General features: G+C 65.7%; 18 protein-coding genes and 3 tRNA genes. 15 read left to right on the forward strand and 6 right to left on the reverse strand.

Translation table 11 applies throughout. The features are described 5' to 3' along the window. Positions 1 to 29: 29 nt before the first annotated feature. From lon to DF286_RS13150, 3 genes are all read left to right on the forward strand, one after another. The gene (lon, locus tag DF286_RS13140; protein ID WP_109271856.1) at positions 30 to 2,441 is read left to right on the forward strand and encodes an endopeptidase La; all 2,412 of its coding nucleotides are present in this window, start codon (positions 30 to 32) and stop codon (positions 2,439 to 2,441) included. Positions 2,442 to 2,591: 150 nt separating this feature from the next. Then, positions 2,592 to 2,867, forward strand: coding sequence for an HU family DNA-binding protein (locus tag DF286_RS13145; protein ID WP_109271857.1), 276 nt, complete (start codon positions 2,592 to 2,594; stop codon positions 2,865 to 2,867). A gap of 152 nt (positions 2,868 to 3,019) precedes the next feature. Then, positions 3,020 to 3,094 (forward strand) — tRNA-Val (locus DF286_RS13150). 37 nt (positions 3,095 to 3,131) lie between these two features. Here DF286_RS13150 and DF286_RS13155 read toward each other — a convergent pair. Then, positions 3,132 to 4,121: an LLM class flavin-dependent oxidoreductase gene (locus tag DF286_RS13155; protein ID WP_109271858.1), complete on the reverse strand. Its 990-nt coding sequence runs from the start codon at positions 4,119 to 4,121 to the stop codon at positions 3,132 to 3,134. A 97-nt stretch (positions 4,122 to 4,218) separates the two neighbouring features. Between DF286_RS13155 and DF286_RS13160 the strand changes: the two genes are divergently transcribed. Both DF286_RS13160 and DF286_RS13165 read left to right on the forward strand, forming a co-directional pair. After that, positions 4,219 to 4,295, forward strand: a tRNA-His gene (locus DF286_RS13160). Between the two features lie 35 nt (positions 4,296 to 4,330). After that, positions 4,331 to 5,380, forward strand: coding sequence for a Glu/Leu/Phe/Val family dehydrogenase (locus DF286_RS13165; protein WP_109271859.1), 1,050 nt, complete (start codon positions 4,331 to 4,333; stop codon positions 5,378 to 5,380). 39 nt (positions 5,381 to 5,419) lie between these two features. Here the strand turns inward: DF286_RS13165 and DF286_RS13170 are convergent, their stop codons facing one another. Then, the gene (locus DF286_RS13170; RefSeq protein ID WP_243444825.1) at positions 5,420 to 6,328 is read right to left on the reverse strand and encodes a DMT family transporter; all 909 of its coding nucleotides are present in this window, start codon (positions 6,326 to 6,328) and stop codon (positions 5,420 to 5,422) included. Positions 6,329 to 6,521: 193 nt separating this feature from the next. Between DF286_RS13170 and ccmC the strand changes: the two genes are divergently transcribed. From ccmC to DF286_RS13205, 7 genes are all read left to right on the forward strand, one after another. Further along, positions 6,522 to 7,241: a heme ABC transporter permease CcmC gene (gene ccmC, locus DF286_RS13180; RefSeq protein WP_109271861.1), complete on the forward strand. Its 720-nt coding sequence runs from the start codon at positions 6,522 to 6,524 to the stop codon at positions 7,239 to 7,241. Beyond that, a complete protein-coding gene (gene ccmD / locus DF286_RS14995) occupies positions 7,238 to 7,369 on the forward strand; it encodes a heme exporter protein CcmD (RefSeq protein ID WP_146193630.1) in 132 nt (43 codons plus the stop codon). The genes ccmC and ccmD overlap by 4 nt, the downstream gene beginning before the upstream one ends. Continuing rightward, positions 7,366 to 7,800 (forward strand): cytochrome c maturation protein CcmE, encoded by a 435-nt coding sequence (gene ccmE, locus DF286_RS13185; protein ID WP_109271862.1) that lies wholly within the window; start codon positions 7,366 to 7,368, stop codon positions 7,798 to 7,800. Before ccmD ends, ccmE begins: the two co-directional genes overlap by 4 nt. Beyond that, positions 7,797 to 9,722 carry a heme lyase CcmF/NrfE family subunit gene (locus tag DF286_RS13190; protein ID WP_109271863.1) on the forward strand — a complete coding sequence of 642 codons (1,926 nt, stop codon included), beginning with the start codon at positions 7,797 to 7,799 and terminating at the stop codon, positions 9,720 to 9,722. Before ccmE ends, DF286_RS13190 begins: the two co-directional genes overlap by 4 nt. Continuing rightward, positions 9,719 to 10,246, forward strand: coding sequence for a DsbE family thiol:disulfide interchange protein (locus tag DF286_RS13195; protein WP_109271864.1), 528 nt, complete (start codon positions 9,719 to 9,721; stop codon positions 10,244 to 10,246). Before DF286_RS13190 ends, DF286_RS13195 begins: the two co-directional genes overlap by 4 nt. A 98-nt stretch (positions 10,247 to 10,344) precedes the next feature. Next, positions 10,345 to 10,743 (forward strand): cytochrome c-type biogenesis protein, encoded by a 399-nt coding sequence (locus DF286_RS13200; protein ID WP_424141257.1) that lies wholly within the window; start codon positions 10,345 to 10,347, stop codon positions 10,741 to 10,743. After that, positions 10,743 to 11,375 (forward strand): tetratricopeptide repeat protein, encoded by a 633-nt coding sequence (locus DF286_RS13205; RefSeq protein WP_170303966.1) that lies wholly within the window; start codon positions 10,743 to 10,745, stop codon positions 11,373 to 11,375. Before DF286_RS13200 ends, DF286_RS13205 begins: the two co-directional genes overlap by 1 nt. 61 nt (positions 11,376 to 11,436) lie before the next feature. On the opposite strand, the gene ald is transcribed toward DF286_RS13205, so the two are convergent. After that, positions 11,437 to 12,537 carry an alanine dehydrogenase gene (gene ald, locus DF286_RS13210; protein ID WP_109271865.1) on the reverse strand — a complete coding sequence of 367 codons (1,101 nt, stop codon included), beginning with the start codon at positions 12,535 to 12,537 and terminating at the stop codon, positions 11,437 to 11,439. Positions 12,538 to 12,697: 160 nt separating this feature from the next. Here ald and DF286_RS13215 point away from each other — a divergent pair, with 160 nt between their 5' ends. Together DF286_RS13215 and DF286_RS13220 are read left to right on the forward strand one after the other, a co-directional pair. After that, positions 12,698 to 14,626 carry a potassium transporter Kup gene (locus tag DF286_RS13215; RefSeq protein WP_109271866.1) on the forward strand — a complete coding sequence of 643 codons (1,929 nt, stop codon included), beginning with the start codon at positions 12,698 to 12,700 and terminating at the stop codon, positions 14,624 to 14,626. Positions 14,627 to 14,658: 32 nt separating this feature from the next. Continuing rightward, entirely contained in the window at positions 14,659 to 15,135 is a 477-nt protein-coding gene (locus DF286_RS13220; protein WP_243444827.1) for a 2'-5' RNA ligase family protein, read from the forward strand. Between the two features lie 128 nt (positions 15,136 to 15,263). On the opposite strand, the gene DF286_RS13225 is transcribed toward DF286_RS13220, so the two are convergent. Next, on the reverse strand, positions 15,264 to 15,701 hold the full coding sequence (locus DF286_RS13225; RefSeq protein ID WP_109271868.1) for a DUF3775 domain-containing protein: 438 nt from the start codon (positions 15,699 to 15,701) through the stop codon (positions 15,264 to 15,266). Between the two features lie 148 nt (positions 15,702 to 15,849). Here DF286_RS13225 and DF286_RS13230 point away from each other — a divergent pair. After that, positions 15,850 to 15,926: transfer RNA gene (locus DF286_RS13230), tRNA-Met, on the forward strand. A gap of 478 nt (positions 15,927 to 16,404) precedes the next feature. Here DF286_RS13230 and DF286_RS13235 read toward each other — a convergent pair. Beyond that, a complete protein-coding gene (locus tag DF286_RS13235; protein WP_109271869.1) occupies positions 16,405 to 17,046 on the reverse strand; it encodes a response regulator transcription factor in 642 nt (213 codons plus the stop codon). Next, positions 17,043 to 18,602: an ATP-binding protein gene (locus tag DF286_RS13240; protein ID WP_146193631.1), complete on the reverse strand. Its 1,560-nt coding sequence runs from the start codon at positions 18,600 to 18,602 to the stop codon at positions 17,043 to 17,045. The genes DF286_RS13235 and DF286_RS13240 overlap by 4 nt, the downstream gene beginning before the upstream one ends. Positions 18,603 to 18,635: the final 33 nt, after the last annotated feature.

Here is an 18,635-nt window from a genome sequence, read left to right on the forward strand (position 1 = left end):
CCTTTTGCCGCGCCTGCCTGGAGTTTTCAGTGACCGAATCCTATCCCGTCCTTCCTCTTCGCGACATCGTGGTGTTCCCGCAGATGATCGTCCCGCTGTTCGTCGGGCGCGACAAGTCGGTGGCGGCGCTCGAAAGCGCGATGGCGGCGGACAAGAGCATTTTCCTCGTCTCGCAGCTCGACCCGGCCGAGGACGATCCTGATCGCGACGCGCTCTACGATCTCGGCGTGGTGGCGACCGTTTTGCAGCTCCTGAAGCTGCCCGACGGCACGGTGCGCGTGCTGGTCGAGGGGCAGCGGCGGGCGAGGCTCGAGTCGATGGAGATGCGCGGACAGCATCTTGTTGCCGCGGTGAAGCCGGTCGACGTCGAGGAGATTGAAGGGGCCGAGGTGTCGGCGCTGATGCGCTCCGTGGTTGAGCAGTTCGAAAATTATTCGAAGCTCAACAAAAAGCTGCCGGCCGAAACGGCGGTTCAGCTTGGCCAGATCGAGGAATCCTCCAAGCTCGCCGACGCGGTCGCCGCCAACATCACCATCAAGGTATCGGACAAGCAGGCGCTGCTCGCCGAGCTCAATCCCGTCCGCCGGCTGGAGATGGTCTTCGCCTTCATGGAGGGCGAACTGGGCGTGCTCCAGGTCGAAAAGAAGATCCGCAGCCGCGTCAAGCGCCAGATGGAGAAGACGCAGCGCGAATATTATCTGAACGAGCAGCTGAAGGCGATCCAGCGCGAACTCGGCAACGAAGGCGAGGAGGGCGAGGGCGACGAGCTCGGCGAGCTTTCCAAGAAGATCGCCAAGCTGAAGCTATCCAAGGAGGCGCGGTCCAAGGCCACGCAGGAGCTGAAGAAGCTCAAGGCCATGGCGCCGATGTCGGCCGAGGCCACGGTCAGCCGCAACTATCTCGACGTGCTGCTCGGCCTTCCCTGGGGCAAGAAATCGAAGCTGAAGCACGATATCGGCGAGGCCCAGCGCATTCTCGATGAGGATCATTATGGCCTGGAGAAGGTGAAGGACCGGATCGTCGAATATCTCGCGGTCCAGGCGCGCACCAACAAGCTGAAAGGCCCGATCCTATGCCTCGTCGGCCCGCCGGGCGTCGGCAAGACCTCGCTCGGCCGCTCGATCGCCAAGGCGACCGGGCGCGAGTTCGTGCGCCAGTCACTGGGCGGCGTGCGCGACGAGGCCGAGATCCGCGGTCACCGCCGGACCTATATCGGCTCGCTCCCCGGCAAGATCGTGTCGAACCTCAAGAAGGCTGGCACGTCCAACCCGCTGTTCCTGCTCGACGAGATCGACAAGCTCGGCCAGGATTTCCGCGGCGATCCGGCTTCGGCGCTGCTCGAGGTGCTTGATCCGGAGCAGAACAACAAGTTCCAGGACCATTATCTGGAGATCGACTACGATCTTTCGGACGTGATGTTCGTGACGACCGCGAACAGCATGAACATGCCGCAGCCGCTGATGGACCGCATGGAGATCATCCGGCTCGAAGGCTATACTGAGGACGAGAAGGTGGAGATCGCGCAGCGCCACCTGATCCCGAAGCAAATCGAGAGCCATGGCCTCAAGGAAGGCGAGCTGACCTTCACCGAGGAGGGTCTGCGCGCGCTCATCCGCTACTATACGCGCGAGGCGGGCGTCCGCACCCTGGAGCGCGAGATCGCCAAGGTCGCGCGCAAGGCTCTGAGGCGGATTCTGGAGGGCAAGACCGAGAAGGTCGAGCTCACCCCCGACAATGTCGCCGACTTCGCCGGGGTCCGTAAGTTCCGCCACGGTATCGGCGAAGAGGAGGACCAGATCGGCGCCGTCACCGGTCTCGCCTGGACAGAGGTGGGCGGGGAACTCCTGACCATCGAGGCGGTGACGGTGCCGGGCAAGGGGCAGATCAAGACGACCGGCAAGCTCGGCGAGGTGATGCAGGAGTCGATCCAGGCGGCCTTTTCCTTCGTCAAGGCGCGCAGCCCCAGCTATGGCGTCCGGCCCAATCAGATCGGCCGCAAGGACATCCACGTCCACCTGCCTGAAGGCGCGGTGCCCAAAGACGGGCCTTCCGCGGGCATCGGCATGGTGACCGCGATCATCTCCACCTTGACCGGCATTCCGGTGCGCAAGGATGTGGCGATGACGGGCGAGGTGACGCTCCGGGGCCGCGTGCTTCCGATCGGCGGATTGAAGGAGAAGCTGCTGGCGGCCCTGCGCGGCGGCATCAAGACCGTGCTGATCCCGGCGGAGAATGAAAAGGACCTGGCGGAGATACCCGCCAACATTACGTCCGAGCTCGAGATCGTGCCGGTGAAGCATGTCGACGAGGTGCTGGGCCGGGCGCTGGTCACGCCGGTCAATCCCATCGAGTGGACCGAGGCGGACGAACTGGCGGCGCTACCGCCGACCGAGCTCGCTAGCGCACCGGACGAGGCGGCCGGGGCGGCCAGTCGCCACTAGATTGTGTCAGGCAGGCCACAGCGAAGAGAGGGTGAAGGCACGGCTATCTGGGAAAATCGCGCTTTCCCCTTTGACTCACGCGGCTATCCTGATTGAAGGTATCGGTTCGGCAGCCGCCGCGATTCCATTTCTAACAGGGGTTCGGACAGCATGAACAAACAGGAGCTTATCGGCGCGGTCGCCGATACGACTGGTCTCAGCAGGGGCGACGCCAGCAAGGCCGTCGAGGGGGTTTTCGACGCGATCACGGCCGCCCTCAAGAAGGGCGACGAGGTTCGCCTGGTTGGCTTCGGCACATTCACTTGCTCGCAGCGCAAGGCCTCGACTGGCCGCAATCCCCGTACCGGCGAGCCGATGCAGATCAAGGCGTCGACCCAGCCCAAGTTCAAGGCCGGCAAGGGCCTCAAGGACTCCGTCAACCGTTAAATGGGGGGCAGGTGCGCCGCGGTGCGCACCGGCCCATTTTCGGTGCGGCGACGCTGGACAGGCCTCCGGCGGCGCATTATGGGACCGTCCGCACGGCGGCACTTGCCGCCTTTTTTGCCCGCCGAACATACAACCCGGCGGGCCCGGAGCGTGGGCGCGTAGCTCAGTGGTAGAGCACTGTGTTCACACCGCAGGGGTCGCAAGTTCAATCCTTGCCGCGCCCACCACGCTCCACCTTTCTTCGCGGCGACGGCCGCCTCCCGCCTACATTGCCGGAAAGAGTCCGGCGACGATCTCGTAGGAGCGCAGCCGGGCGGCGTGGTCGAAAATCTGCGAGGTGATCATCAGCTCGTCGGCGCCGGTCCGGGCGACGAAATCCACGATCGCAGCCTTGACCGTCGGCGGAGCGCCGATGGCGGAGCAGGAGAGCAGCTGGTCCAGCATGGTCTGCTGATGGGGCGGGAGCGAGGCCTTATAACCTTCGATCGGCGGCTGGAGCGGCGTCGGCTGGCCGGTCCTGAGGTTGACGAAGGTCTGCTGCATCGAGGTGGCGAGACGTTCGCCCTCTTCGTCGCTTTCGGCGGCGAAGGCGTTGAAGCCCAGCATCACATAGGGTTCGGCAAGCCGCTCGGACGGCCGGAAGGTGGCGCGGTAGACCTCGATCGCCTCCATCATCTGCTGCGGCGCGAAGTGGGAGGCGAAGGCGTAGGGGAGACCGAGCATGGCCGCAAGCTGGGCTCCGAAGAGGCTCGAGCCCAGGATCCAGATCGGAATGTCTAGCCCTTCGCCGGGAATGGCGCGGACGCGGCGGCCTTCTTCCGATGGCTGGAAATATTCCATCAGCTCGACCACGTCGCGGGGGAAGGCGTTCGGGTCGGAATCGAGGTTGCGGCGGAGGGCGCGGGCGGCGGCCTGGTCGGTGCCGGGCGCACGGCCGAGACCGAGATCGATGCGGCCCGGGTAGAGCGATTCGAGCGTGCCGAACTGCTCGGCGATCACCAGCGGCGCATGGTTGGGCAACATGACCCCGCCGGCGCCGATGCGGATGGTCGAGGTGCCGGCGGCGATATGGCCGAGCGCCACCGCCGTCGCCGCGCTGGCGACGCCCGGCATCGAATGATGCTCCGCCATCCAGAACCGCCGGTAGCCCCAGCCTTCGGCATGGCGGGCGAGGTCCAGTGAATTGCCGAAAGCGAGGGCGGCGTCGCCACCTTCAACGATAGGGGCGAGGTCGAGGATCGAAAACGGAATCATGGTAGGGATATGGGGCTGCGGCCCACAGTTGCCAGCCGACGCCGAGTCTCCTTGACCTTATGGGGCACCGGCCCTTATGTGCGCCGCGCATCCTGTGGCGATCGTAGCTCAGCTGGTTAGAGCATCGGTTTGTGGTACCGAGGGTCGCGGGTTCAAGTCCCGTCGATCGCCCCACTCGCAATCACCCTTTCATCGCCAGGACAAAGCCAATGCAGTCGCCGTGGGATTATCCCGATTTCGACGATCACGAGGTCGTACATTTCGTCACCGACCGGAACACGGGCCTGAAAGCGATCATCGCGCTGCATTCCACCGCGCTTGGTCCGGCGGCGGGCGGTTGCCGCTTCTGGCATTATGACGAGCCGGCCGACGCGATGCGGGACGTGCTGCGCCTCTCGCGCGGCATGAGCTACAAGAACGCCATGGCCGGTCTGCCGCTCGGCGGCGGCAAGGCCGTGATCCTGGCCGACAAGCAGCGGACCAAGACGCCGGAGTTGATCGCGGCGTTCGGCAAGGCCGTCGACCGCCTCGGCGGAAGCTACATCACCGCCGAGGATGTCGGCATGAGCGTCGCCGACCTGGTCGAAGTCTCGAAGCACACCCGTCATGTCGCCGGGCTTCCCGCCGCGGAAGGCGCGGTGGGCGGCGATCCGGGGCCGCATACCGCCTACGGCGTGTTCCTGGGCGTCAAGGCGGCCGTCCGCCACGCGCTCGGCAAGGACAGCCTCGACGGGCTGCACATCGCCATTCAAGGCGCCGGCAGCGTGGCGAGCGGCTTGGCCCGCCTCGCCGCCAAGGAAGGCGCCCGCCTCAGCATCGCCGACATCGACGAAGGCCGCGTGCGCTCGCTGGCCGACGAGGTGAACGGCACGGTCGTGAGCCCGGACCAAATCCTCACCCTGGAAGCTGACGTGCTCAGCCCCTGCGCCTTGGGCGCGATCCTCACCGAGGAGAGCATCGGCGCGCTTCGCGTTCCGGTCGTCGCCGGGGCGGCCAACAACCAGCTGGCGACGCCGCAAGACGGCGACCGCATCGCCGCGCGCGGCATCCTCTATGCGCCCGATTATGTCATCAACGCCGGCGGCATCATCAACGTGTCGTCGGAGCATCTGGGCGACGCCGACGAAGTGGGGGTCAAGGCGCGGATCGAGCAGATCCCGGGCCGCCTCGAATCGATCTGGCAGGAGAGCAAAGCCACCGGCCGCAACCCCGCCGAGGTCGCCGACGCTATGGCGCAGCGCCTGATCGGGCGCGGCTGAGCGATATCGTCATCGCGGCTTTCGTCGGGATGACGCCTTTCAAAGCGCCTCGGCGCGCACTTTGTCGCGGCCGAGCTTGTGCTCGCGGTAGAGGGTGTAGAGGCCGCTTGCGATGATGACGGCCGCGCCTACCCAGGTGGAGGCCGGCGGCTGGGTTTCCCAGATCAGCCAGCCGAGCAGTACCGCCCAGATCAGCTGGGCATAGTCGAACGGGACGATCACCGGCACCGGCGCGTAGCGCAGGGCGGCGGTGAGGAGGAGCTGGGCGGTGCCGCCGAAGAAGCCAAGCGCGACCAGGATCGCCCAGACGCGCGGCTCGTGTACCCCGGAATAGAAGGGCATCAAAGCGCCGACTGCCAGCATCGACAAGCCGGTAAACCAGAGGACCGTCGTCTGCGTCGATTCCGTTCGTCCGATCTGGCGGATAGTGATCGTGACGCAGGCCACGCCGAAGGCTGAAAGGGCAGCGATGGCGAGGCCGATCAAGGGCAGGTCGCTCCCCTGCGGCCGCATCACGATCAGCACGCCGATGAAGCCGATCGCGACCGCGCTCCAGCGGTGGCGGCCGACATGCTCCTTCAACACCAGGGCTGAGAGGATGACGGCAAAAAGCGGCGCGGCGAAGCCGATCGTCGTCGCCTCCGCCAAGGGCAGGTAGCTGAGAGCGGTGAAGGCGAGCACCATGGTTGCGAGGCCAAGGACCGCGCGAACGACATGGGCCATGGGCCGCTGGGTGCGCCAGGCCGAATAATTGCCGGACCAGGCGATCCAGGCGAGGAGCGGCGGCAGGCCGAAGGCGAAGCGGTAGAAGACCAGCTCGGGCGTGCTGACGCCTGCCTCGTAGCCAAGCTTGATCATCGCCGCCATGAAGCCGAAGCAGGTCGTGGCACCGAGGCGAAGGCTTATTCCGAGCAGGCGGTTTTGCTGGGGGCGGCGGGAGTCGTGCATGGCTCGACGACGCCTTTAGGACACCTGCCGTCGTTTGTCCCCGTCGCCACGTCCCCGTCATTGCGAGCGCAGCGAAGCAATCCAGCGCGGGACTGGATTGCGGCGTCGCTACGCTCCTCGCAATGACGGCTATGACGCACGATGGCGTTAGGCCTTTGCCACGCGTCCCCGCTCGGCTAGAGGGAACGCGTCCATGCACGCATTCGCTAATCCAGCACGTTTCCTGAAACTTGCGCGTCCGCTGACACCCTGGCTGGCCTGGGGCGGGGCGGCATTGATCGTGACTTCGCTGGCCATCGGGCTGTTCGTCGCGCCGCGTGACTATCTCCAGGGCGAGAGTGTTCGCATCATGTATGTCCATGTACCCGCCGCGTGGCTCGGCATGGGCGGATGGACCGGCATCGCCATAGCCAGCCTCATGCAGCTCGTCTGGCGCCATCCGTTGGCGAACGTGGCGGCGCGGGCGATCGCCGTGCCGGGGGCCCTGTTCACGGCCATCTGCCTCGTCACCGGCTCGCTCTGGGGGCGGCCAACCTGGGGCACTTATTGGGAATGGGACGGGCGGATGACGTCGATGCTCGTCCTCCTCTTCCTCTACATCGCCTATATCGCGCTGGCCGACGCCGACCGGGAGCGAGGCGGGGAAGGGCGGATCACGGCCATCTTCGGCCTATTGGGGGCGATCAACATACCGATCATTCATTATTCGGTCCTGTGGTGGAACACGCTCCACCAGGGACAGAGCATCAGCTTCGTGCGCGGCTCCTCAACCATCGACGCGTCGATGCTGTGGCCGCTCATGGGATCGACGCTGGGCTTCTCGCTGCTGTTCGGCGCCATCGTTCTCATGCGGATGCGCACGATGCTTGCCCGGCAGAAGGTCGAGGCGCGTCTCAGGAGGATGGGCGCGTGAACCATTGGACCTTCATCCTCGCCGCATATGCGCTGACCATCGTCGGCACGCTCGGCGTGACCCTTTGGAGCTTGGTCGCCATGCGCCGCGCCGAGGCGGAGGCCGAAGCATTGAGGCGCGAGCGATGAAAGCCAAGAACCAGAGGCTCACCCTGCTGATCCTCGCCATCGCCGCCGTGCTGGGGGCGGTGCTGCTCGGCATGTCCGCGCTGAAGGAGCAGGCCGCCTATTTTTACGCGCCCGCCGACGTGGCGCGAAAGGGCGTGCCGCTGGATCAGGCGGTGCGGATCGGCGGCATGGTCGTCCCCGGATCGATCAAGCGCGATCCGGACGGCGTCAGCATCGACTTCGTCGTCGGCGACGAGACCGAGGCGACCATCCCGGTCCGCTTCAAGGGCATCGTGCCCGACCTGTTCAAGGAGGATAGCGGCGTGGTCGCCGAAGGGCGGTTCCAGGCGGACGGCACTTTCGTCGCCAGCGAGATCCTCGCCAAGCATGACGAGAATTACATGCCGCCCGAGCTCGCCGGTGAAAAGCATAAGAGCGAGTCGCTGGAATGATCGCTGAAGCGGGGTTGGCGGCACTCTGGCTCGCCGCCGCATTGTCGCTGCTGCAGCTCTGCCTTGGCGCGTTCGCGCTTCGCCCGGGCGGCGAAGGGCTGTTGCGCACGGTGCGGCCGGTGGCGGCGGTGCAGGCGGCGCTGGTGGCGATTTCCTTTTTCTGCCTCATCCTGCTGTTCCTGCGCACGGACCTGTCCGTCGCGCTGGTCGCGGCGAACAGCCATGCGGCCAAGCCCTGGCTCTACAAGTTCGCCGGGACCTGGGGGAATCACGAAGGCTCGATGCTGCTCTGGGTGGCGGTGCTCGCTATCGCCGGTGGCGCGGTGGCCTTGTTCGAGCGGAAGCTGGAGCAAAGGACGCTGATCGCGACGCTGGCGGCGCAGGCGGCGATCGGCCTCGGCTTCTACGCCTTCCTGCTCTTCTCCTCCAATCCGTTCGAGCGGCTCAATCCGCCGGCGGCGGTGGGGCAGGGGCTCAATCCGCTTCTCCAGGACCCCGGCCTCGCCTTCCACCCGCCGACCCTCTATTTCGGCTATGTCGGCATCTCGATCGCCTTTTCCTTCGCGGTGGGAGCGCTCATCACCCGCGACGTCGGGGCCGCTTTCGCCCGCGCGATGCGGCCCTGGGTGCTCGCCGCCTGGATATTCCTGACGCTCGGCATCACCGCAGGAAGCTATTGGGCGTACTATGAGCTCGGCTGGGGCGGCTGGTGGTTCTGGGACCCGGTCGAGAACGCCTCGCTCATGCCCTGGCTGGCGGCGACGGCGCTGCTCCATTCGGTGACGGTGCTGGCGACGCGCGACGCCTTGCGGGCCTGGACGGTGATGCTGGCGGTGGTCGCATTCTCAATGTCGATGATCGGCACCTTTCTGGTGCGCTCAGGCATCCTGACCAGCGTCCACGCATTTGCGGTCGACCCTGAGCGCGGTTTCTTCATCCTGATCCTCCTCACCCTCTATATCGGCGGCGCGTTGGCCCTGTTCGGACTGCGCGTGGGCACGGTGCGCGAAGGCGCGACGTTCGAGCCGGTGAGCCGGGAGGGGACGCTGGTGCTGAACAACCTGCTGCTGTCCGCGATCCTCGGCATCGTGCTGGTCGGGACGCTTTATCCGCTGGGCGTCGAAGCGGTGACGGGGGAGAAGCTCTCGGTCGGCCCACCCTATTTCAACAGCGCGGCGGGGCCGATTGCGCTGGCCCTCGTCGTCTTCATGGCGGCCGGGCCCTTGGTCAGATGGCGGCGCGACCGGGCGCCCGAGGTGGTGAACCGGATCGCGCTGCCGGTGCTGATCTCGGCGGTGACGCTCTTTGCGCTGGTGCTGTTCGCCCCCGGCATCGGCCTGTTCCCGCTGTTCGGCCTCACGCTCGCCACCGGCGTCGCGGCGGCCAGCGTCGCGCCCTTGTGGAAGCGCAACCTTCGCCGCACGCCGCTCTTCACCTGGGGCATGGTGGCGGCGCATCTCGGCATCGCCGTCAGCCTCGCGGGCATGGCTTCGGAGAGCGCCTTCACCCAGGAGACACTCGTCGCGGTGCCGGTGGGCGAGACGGTGGAGGTCGGTCCCTATTCCGTCCGCTTCGACGCCGTGCAGCCGGTTGCCGGGCCCAACTGGACGGCGATCGAGGCGACGCTCACCGCTCGCCGTGGCGACGGCAAGCCTATCGTCCTGAAGCCCCAGGCGCGGATGTTCAGCTCGCCGCCGACGGAGACGAGCGAAGCCGCGATCGCGACGCGGCTCGGCGGACAGCTTTATACGGTGCTGGGCAAGGGCGATGCCGGAGGGCGCTGGCAGCTGCGCCTGTGGTGGAAGCCGTTCGTGACCCTTATCTGGCTGGGCGGCGGCCTGATCGCGCTCGGCGGAGTGCTGTCGCTGATCGGGCGCGTGCGGCGCGAGCGAAAGGTCCAGCTTCAGGAGGCGTGGGCATGAAGCGCTTCATTCTCTGGGTGCCGCTGGCGGTGTTCCTCGCCTTCCTGGTGACGGTGGCGATCGGCCTTTACGCGCCGTCCGATCGCAAGATCCAGTCGCAGATGGTGGGCAAGCCCGTGCCCGCATTCACGCTTCCGCCGATGCTGCCGGATCGCCCCGGTCTCGACAGCGCCGATTACGCGTCGGGCGAGCCGCGCATCGTCAACGTCTTCGCCAGCTGGTGCGTCCCCTGCATCGCCGAGGCGCCGCAGCTCGAGGCGATCGCCGAGAAGGGCATTCCCATCGACGCCGTCGCGATCCGCGATCGGCCCCAGGATGTCGCCGAGTTCCTCCAGCGCTGGGGCGATCCCTATGCCCGCATCGGCTCCGACGTAAACAGCCGCGTCCAGATCGCCCTTGGCGCCTCGGGCGTGCCGGAGACCTTCATCGTCGATGGCGAGGGCATCATCCGTTATTATCACTTCGGCCCGATCAACGAACCGGACGTGCCGGACATCATTGCGGCCTATGAGGCGCTGAAGTGAGGCGCGAGGCCAACAATTCCGTTCGTCCCGAGCGCAGTCGAGGGGCGTCCACGAGGATTCGGTGCAGCGCGCCTCGACTTCGCTCGGCACGAACGATCCTGTTGCTAACGGCGGCTCTGACTTGCGCCGCCCCAGCCGCCGCCGACTCCCTCCTGCCGCCGGCCGAATATGCCTACACCCAGCTCCCGAACCCGGAGCAGGAGGCGGAGGCGCTGGCGCTGATGGAGACGCTGCGCTGCCTCGTCTGCCAGGGACAGTCGATCGCCGACAGCGATGCCGAGATGGCGGGCGACATGCGCGCGCTCGTCCGGCAACGCATCGCCGCTGGAGAAAAGCCGGAGGCGATCCGTGCCTGGCTGATCGAGCGTTACGGCAATTGGGTGAGCTATGCGCCGCCGGTCGAGCCGCTGACCTGGCCGCTCTGGGCCGCGCCGATCCTGCTGCTGGCCGCTGGCGGCTGGCTGGCGCGGAACCGCTTCAGGCGGAGGAAAGGCTGATGGGCTGGGTGCTGATCATAGTGATGGCGGTGCTGGTGTTCGCCGGCCTTTGGCGCTTCGGCAGGTTCGACAAGGTCGCGCTCCAGTTCCTCGGCGCCGCGTTGCTGGTCGCCTTCGCGGGCTATGCCTGGCAGGGCAGCCCGGGGCTGGAGGGGAAGCCCGTCCCTCCACCGATGCGCGAGAAGCTGCCCGAGACCGCCTTCGCCGAGGTCCGCGGCGGAATGCTCGGCGAGTTCGATACCGCCGCGCGCTGGCTGACCATCGCCGACAGCTACCACCGGCGCGGAGACACGCTGAACGCGGCGGGGGTGATCAGCTCGGCGCTCCGCGAACATCCGAACAATCCCGACCTGTGGGTGGGGCTCGGCAATGCGCTCGTCATTCACGCCGACGGCCTGATGACGCCGTCGGCCGAGCTTGCCTTCCAGCGCGCCGCCGCCATCGCGCCCGATCATCCGGGCCCCAAATTCTTCTATGGTCTCGCGCTGGCCCAGGGCGGCAAGTTCGACGAGGCCGAGGCGATCTGGCGGGGCATCCTCGCCACCGCGCCGCCCGACGTGTCGTGGCGGCCGATGATCGAGGAGCGGCTGATGATGCTGGATCAGGCGCGCGCGATGGGCATGGTGCGCTAGCCGCGGCCGAACTTGGAGAAACGGATGTCATCCCGGCTTTCGCCGGGATGACGCCTGGTGCTTAGAACGTCACGAATTCTTCGCCGAGCGCCTCGGCGACCGCCTTGTGGCGGATCTTCCCGTCCATGACGTTGAGGCCGTTGGCGAGGTGCGGGTCGGCCTTCATCGCCGCTTCGGCGCCCATGTTGGCGAGCCTCAGCGCGAAGGGGAGGGTGGCGTTGTTGAGCGCGAACGTCGACGTGCGCGCCACCGCGCCCGGCATGTTGGCGACGCAATAATGGATGACGCCGTCAACCTCGAACACAGGATCTTCGTGAGTCGTCGGTCGCGACGTCTCGAAACAACCGCCCTGGTCGATGGCGATGTCGACGAGGACCGAGCCGCGCTTCATCGTCTTCAGCATGTCGCGGGTGACGAGCTTCGGCGCCGCCGCGCCGGGCACCAGGACCGCGCCGATGACAAGATGGGCGCTCTGAACCGCCGCCGCCACCGCCGCCTTTGACGCATAGGCCGTCTTGATCTGGCTTCCGAAGAACATGTCGAGTTCGGCGAGGCGCTTATTGCTGATGTCGTAGATGGTGACGTCGGCGCGCATGCCGACGGCCATCTGCGCTGCGTTGACGCCCGAGACGCCGCCGCCGAGAATCGCCACCTTGCCCGGGGCCACGCCCGGCACGCCGCCGAGCAGCACGCCGCGGCCGCCTTGTTCCTTTTCGAGATAGTGGGCGCCGACCTGGACCGACATGCGGCCGGCCACCTCGCTCATCGGCTTCAGCAGCGGTAGTGAGCGATCGTCCGCAGTCACCGTCTCATAAGCGATGCAGGTAGCGCCGGACTTCATCAGACCCTTCGCCTGCTCGGGATCGGGCGCCAGATGGAGATAGGTGAAGAGAAGGTGACGCGGCTCCAGCATCGCGATCTCCCGGGCCTGCGGCTCCTTCACCTTCACGATCATGTCGGCCCCGGCGAAGGTCGACTTCGCATCCGGCATGATCCGGGCCCCGGCGTCGACATAGTCCTGATCCTCGAAATCGATGCCGCCGCCCGCCTGCGTCTCGACGAGCACCTCATGGCCGGCGGCCACCAGTTCCGCCACTGAAGGCGGAGTGAGGCCGACGCGATATTCGTGGTTCTTGATTTCCTTAGGCACGCCGACGCGCATCTGAGACTCCGTGGGAAAGGGTTGATCGCGGGTCTATAGTCCGGCGCGAACGCTTTGTCGCCATTGCGAAGCGGATGCAGGCCATGCTAAGCGCCGCGGCTTCTGGCCGAGCCGGCGAAGTTGAACAAGGGATCAAGGGGCGTTCCTCGCCCGCCTGGAAATGACTGACACCGCCGCAGCATCGGAGCTCCCTGACTCGCGTCCCGCCAGTCACGGGGAGACTCAAGGCAGCCTCGTCAAGCTGACTGTCGGCGCCATCGGCGTCGTCTTCGGAGACATCGGAACCAGCCCGCTTTACGCCTTCCGCGAGACTTTCGCGGGACACCATCCGCTGACTCTCGACGAGATCCACATCTACGGCGTCCTGTCGCTGGTCTTCTGGTCGATGATGCTGGTCGTGACCGTCAAATATGTCATGATCCTGATGCGCGCCGACAATAAGGGCGAGGGCGGCAGCCTTGCTCTCCTCGCGCTCATCTCCCGAAGTGGCGGCAGCGGCGGCAGGAAGCGATGGACGGCGGGCATCGTCCTCCTTGGCGTCTTCGCCTGCGCGCTATTCTATGGCGACAGCATGATCACGCCGGCCATTTCGGTGTTGGGCGCCGTCGAAGGACTCACGGTCATCGAGACGAGCCTGGAGCCGTTGGTCGTCCCGATCGCCATAGGGATCCTGCTGGGGCTTTTTCTTATCCAGAAGGCCGGCACGGCGCGCGTCGGCATTTTCTTCGGGCCGATCGTCGCCGTCTATTTCACGACGATAGCCGTGCTCGGCATGCTCAGCATCCTGCGCGATCCGACCATCCTTTGGGCGCTAAATCCTTATTACGCGTTGAATTTCTTCTTCATCGATGGCTGGAAAGCTTTTCTCGCACTGGGTTCCGTCGTGCTCGCCGTGACGGGCGCCGAGGCTCTCTACGCCGACATGGGCCATTTCGGCCGGCGCCCGATTCGCGCCGCCTGGGTCTATTTCGTCCTGCCGGCGCTAATGCTGAACTATCTCGGCCAGGGCGTGCTGCTGATCGGCGACCCCGAAGCCATCCAGAATCCCTTCTATCGCCTGGCCCCCGACTGGTTCCGCCTGCCGCTCGTGATCATCGCGACATCGGCTGCGATCATCGCCAGCCAGGCCGTGATCTCCGGCGCCTTTTCGGTGACTCAGCAGGCGATCCAGCTCGGCTTCATTCCGCGTCTCAGCATTCAGCACACCAGCGCCGCGGCCGCCGGGCAGATATATATCCCGGTCATCAACTGGGCACTGATGGTCATGGTCATCCTCCTCGTCCTCTTCTTCCAGAATTCGAGCAACCTCGCCGCCGCCTATGGCATTGCCGTCACCGGCGCGATGCTGATCGACACCTGTCTCCTCACGGTGGTGCTGCTGACGCTCTGGAAGTGGAAGCCGTGGCTCGCGCTGCCTCTGCTCGCGCTATTCTTCATCATCGACATCGCTTATTTCGCGGCCAATCTCACCAAGGTGCCCGACGGCGGCTGGTTCCCGCTGCTGATCGGCCTCGTCGCCTTCACCTTGCTCACGACCTGGGCGCGGGGAAGGCAGCTGATGCTGGCCCGGATGCGCGAAGCCTCCATGCCGGTCGAGATTTTCGTCAAGTCCGCCGCCAACAGCGCCACCCGTGTGCCCGGCACTGCGGTGTTCATGACGACCTCGCCCGACGGCGTGCCACACTCGCTGCTCCACAATCTGAAGCACAACAAGGTGCTGCACGAGCGCGTGATGCTGCTGACGGTCCGCATCGAGGACGAGCCCTATGTTCCCGATACGGAGCGGGCCGAGATCACCAGCCTCGGCAGCGGTTTCTACCGGCTCGTCCTGCGCTACGGCTTCATGCAGGATTCGGACGTGCCGGCGGCCCTGAAGCGAGTGGGAAGCTGCGGGCCCGAGTTCAAGATGATGGACACCAGCTTCTTCCTCGCGCGCCAGACTCTGCTCACCGGCGGGTCCAAGCCCGGCATGGCCATCTGGCGCGAAAAGCTCTTCTCCTGGATGCTGCGGAATGCGGAGAGCGCGATGGAGTTCTTCAAGCTCCCGCCCAACCGGGTGGTCGAGCTCGGTAGCCAGGTGGAAATCTGAGCCAGCGCCCCGCTCCGATCGTCGTCACCGCTTTGTTCGGCGACGGCGACAATGGCTGGCTCCAGGACCTGCGGCAGACGCATTATCCGCCCGACCGGAACCGGGTGCCCGCGCACCTCACCTTGTTTCATCATCTGCCGCCCAGCGTTGAGACGGAACTGCATGGGCGCCTCGCCATCTATGCCTCGGTCGCGCCGCCCCGGGCGCGTCTTGCCGGGATCGTCGATCTCGGCGAGGGCACCGCCTTCCGTGTCGATAGCGAGGAGCTGGAGGATATTCGCGACGACCTCGCCGAGGCGCTCCGCGGTCTCCTGACGCCACAGGACCAATCGCCATGGCGGCCCCATGTCACCATCCAGAACAAGGTGGAGCCGCGCGAGGCGAGGCGGCTTCAAGCGACCCTCCGCGCCAGCTTCGAGCCACGTCCGCTCGCGATCAAGGGCCTGGCATCGTGGCGCTATCTGGGCGGCCCGTGGGAGCCGATCCGGACTTACAGCTTTCGCGGCTAACCTCCGCCTCTCGTCATCCCGGCGAAAGCCGGGACCCAAGACCACGGCATTCTCGGCGAGGCGATGCGCCTGTCGTCCTTCTGCTCACCCAGATGTCTTTGATCCCGGCTTCGTCGCGATGACGCTAGCTAGTCCATCTGCCCCACGCCCTCGCAGCTGAAATCGAACGCGGCGAGGCCCGATTCCAGGTGCGAGGCGAGGAGCGGCATGTCCATGAGCTCGTCGATCGCCGCCTCACTGTCTTCCTCGACGCTGTCCATCGCCTCCTGGAAGGCGTCGTCCCATTCGCTGGCGTCGTAGGTGCCGCGTCCCACCCAGGCCAGCGCCAGGGTTTCGGCGAGCTGATCGTCGGCCAAATCGTCGAGCATGGCGCGGATTTCTTCTTCGACACCGGTGTTGAGCTCGTCCTCAAGGGCGGAGAGCGCCTCTCCGCTCTCGTCGTCATCGTCGAGGTCGTCGACATTGTCGGCGTCCTCATCGGGATCGACCGCGGGCACCTGCGCTTCATTCTCGCGGGCGCGGAGGATAAGCCTGCAAAGCGTATCGATCGGGTTCAGCAATTCCATCTGTCGTCTCCGTCGGCCGGCGGCCTTTCCATCGTGAACGACAGGCGGAGCGGCGGGTTCCGGCAAGGCGTTTCCGCCAGTTGACCGGCGCGGCGGCGCTGCTTATAGGCCGCGCACGCCCGCGCCGAAGCGCCGCGGCACGCCGTGGGGCGGAGTAGCTCAGCTGGTTAGAGCAGCGGAATCATAATCCGCGTGTCGGGGGTTCAAGTCCCTCCTCCGCTACCATCCTTTTACATCGGAATATCAGGGCATTAGCTGCCGTCGCGGCATCGAATTCGGTCGCTTAGCCCTTTCTTGTTGCGTCCCGGTGAATATCGTGGCTTTCCGCCATTTCTGTCCGGCTCCCAGCGCGTCCGTGCAACATGGACGCGACATGCTGCGCGTGCATTTTGTCCTAGGCGGTGCATTTGGCTGGGGATGCGGCTTTAGCGGGCGTCCGCTTTCCACCCTTTCCGGACGTTCCCGAGAGTGCTTGAACTTCCGAAAAGCGGACGCTCGCCCTAACTAGTCGGCTATGTCCGAAGCGGACTCTGCAGAGCATTAGGCCGTCAGCTCCGGCTGTCGAACGAGCACGAGGAGTACGGCGGCCACCATGACCTTAATAGCCTCCACTGCGAATGCCGGCTCCACAGGGCAAAGCGGCCAAGTCTAAGACCATCAGCAGGAGGGCCCCAATGCTGAGCGCCGGTGCAAGCCTCCACGCCTATTCGACGCCGGAGTCCGCCGTTTCGCCGAGCGGCTCCAGTCCGGCGAGGAGGGCGATGCGGACGGCCATGGAGAGGCCGCGCGCGCCGAGCTTTTCCATGATGTTGGCGCGATAGACTTCGACCGTGCGGACGCTGAGGCCCAGCTCATAGGCGATGAGCTTGTTCGGTAAGGCGGCCAGAAGCCCACGAAGCACCTCTACCTCCCGGCGAGACAATGCCTCCACCTTGGCACGCGCCTCGCGAACCTTCTCGCGCTCCTCGAGCGAGGCGTCCAGGCTCTCGAGAGCATCCTTGACCGTCGCGAGAAGCGTCTCGTTCCTATAGGGCTTCTCCAGAAAATCCGCGGCGCCGCTCTTCATCGCCTGGACGGCCATCCCGACGTCGCCCTGCCCGGTGAGGATGATCACGGGATAGTCGCACCCGCGCTCCTGCATGATCCGCTGGACCTCAAGGCCGGACAGCCCCGGCATATGGATGTCCAGCAGCACGCAGCCGGGCTCGGCCGTGTCTAGGCGCTCGAGGAAGGGGATGCCGGACGGGAAGGCTTCGACTTGGTAGCCCGCCACCGTCAGCAGCATTTCGGCCGATTCCCGGACGGAATCCTCATCGTCGACAAGATAGACTGTTCGATGGGTCATGGGGCATCCTCCGCTCGATGGAACAAGGGCAGCGTGAAGTGAAATTCCGCGCCTCCGCCGGGCGCCTGGCCGATCCAGATCTCCCCGCCGTGGGTTTCGACGATCCGCTTGCAGATGGAGAGCCCCACACCCATCCCCGTGGCCTTGGAAGAAGTGAAGGGCGTGAACAGCGTGGAGGCTACCTCCTCGCTAATCCCGGGACCGGTGTCGCGGATGATGATCTCGGCGCATTTTTGTGGCCTGGCGCGCGTGGAGATGGTGATCCGACGCGGGCCGGCCGCCTGCTGCATCATGGCCTCGGCCGCATTGCGAACGATGTTGACGATGACTTGCTGAATCTGGACGCGGTCGGCGAGCACATATTCGGCTTCAGGAGAGAGCGAACATTCCAGGTTGATCGCCTTGTGCCCCACATTGGCCAGTCCCAGCAGGACGGCATTGTTGATGATGTCCGGTAGCGACTCCCGCTGCATGTCGGCCTCGCCGCGCGAGATGAATTCACGAAGCCTCCTGACGATCTCGCCGGCGCGAAGGGCTTCCTCCTTGGCGCGCGAGACTGCATCCGCGACATGCTTTCGTGTCGCGGGCGGGGGCTCGGGATGGGAAAGCACCATTTCCGCCGCACCCAGAAAATTGGCAGCCGCCGTGAGCGGCTGATTCAGCTCATGGGCGAGGGCTGCGGCCATTTCGCCCATCGAGCTCAGACGCGAGACTTCGATCAGTTCGGACTGGAGTTGGAGAAGCCGGGAGTCACGCTCCAGAAGCGCCTCTTGGACCTGACGCTCCTTGGTGACGTCGGTGAACGAGACGAGCGTGATCGGCGGGGTGGCTTCGCCTTGCCTGTAGAGCACCCATCGCGCCGAGACCCAAAGCTCGCGGCCGTCGCGGGTCCGGTGGCGAAGTTCCCCCTGCCAAGCGTCGTTTTCGAGGAGGAGAGTGTCGAGGCGCCCGAAATCCGGAGCGCATTGCCCGAGCACATCGGCGCAGAATCTTCCCTCGGCTTCGTGCGCTTTCCAGCCATAGAGCGTCTCGCAGCCCTTGCTCCAGTAGACGATCCTCCCGTCAAAATCCTGGAGGAGGATCGGGGAGAGGTCGAGCGCGCGGGCCACCTCCAGCCGGTTTCGCTGCTCATCCCCGATCATCACCGCGGCGGCGAGTGCCAGCAGGGTCAGGAGGAGGACGGCGCCGAGCACGACGAGGAGGAACCGAACGTCGGCTCCGTAAAGACCGATCCGATGGCCTCGGTCGGCCAGCCAGCCCAGCGGCAATGGGGTAAGGGCGATGACCAGCAATATCCGAGCGATACGCGCGCGGCTGTCATTGGAAAGCAGGATCCCGACCCAGCTTGCCTTGGGGCGCACCAAAAGGAGGGCGCAGAACACGGCCGCGAGCGAGAAGGCTGTCTGGAACGGCATGATCAAAGTCGCATCGACTTCGCCCGGCCGACGGCCGCTCAGTAAAATGTGACCCAGGAAGGACAGGAGGGTGACGGCAAGCCCCGCCGTGCCGCTGATGACGGCGAGCAATCTCCGGCCGCTCTTATGGTCAGTGATCATGAACGCCGCGATGGCGAAAAGGATAAAGCAGGG

It is taken from the genome of Sphingosinicella humi, from assembly GCF_003129465.1.
Classification (GTDB): domain Bacteria; phylum Pseudomonadota; class Alphaproteobacteria; order Sphingomonadales; family Sphingomonadaceae; genus Allosphingosinicella; species Allosphingosinicella humi.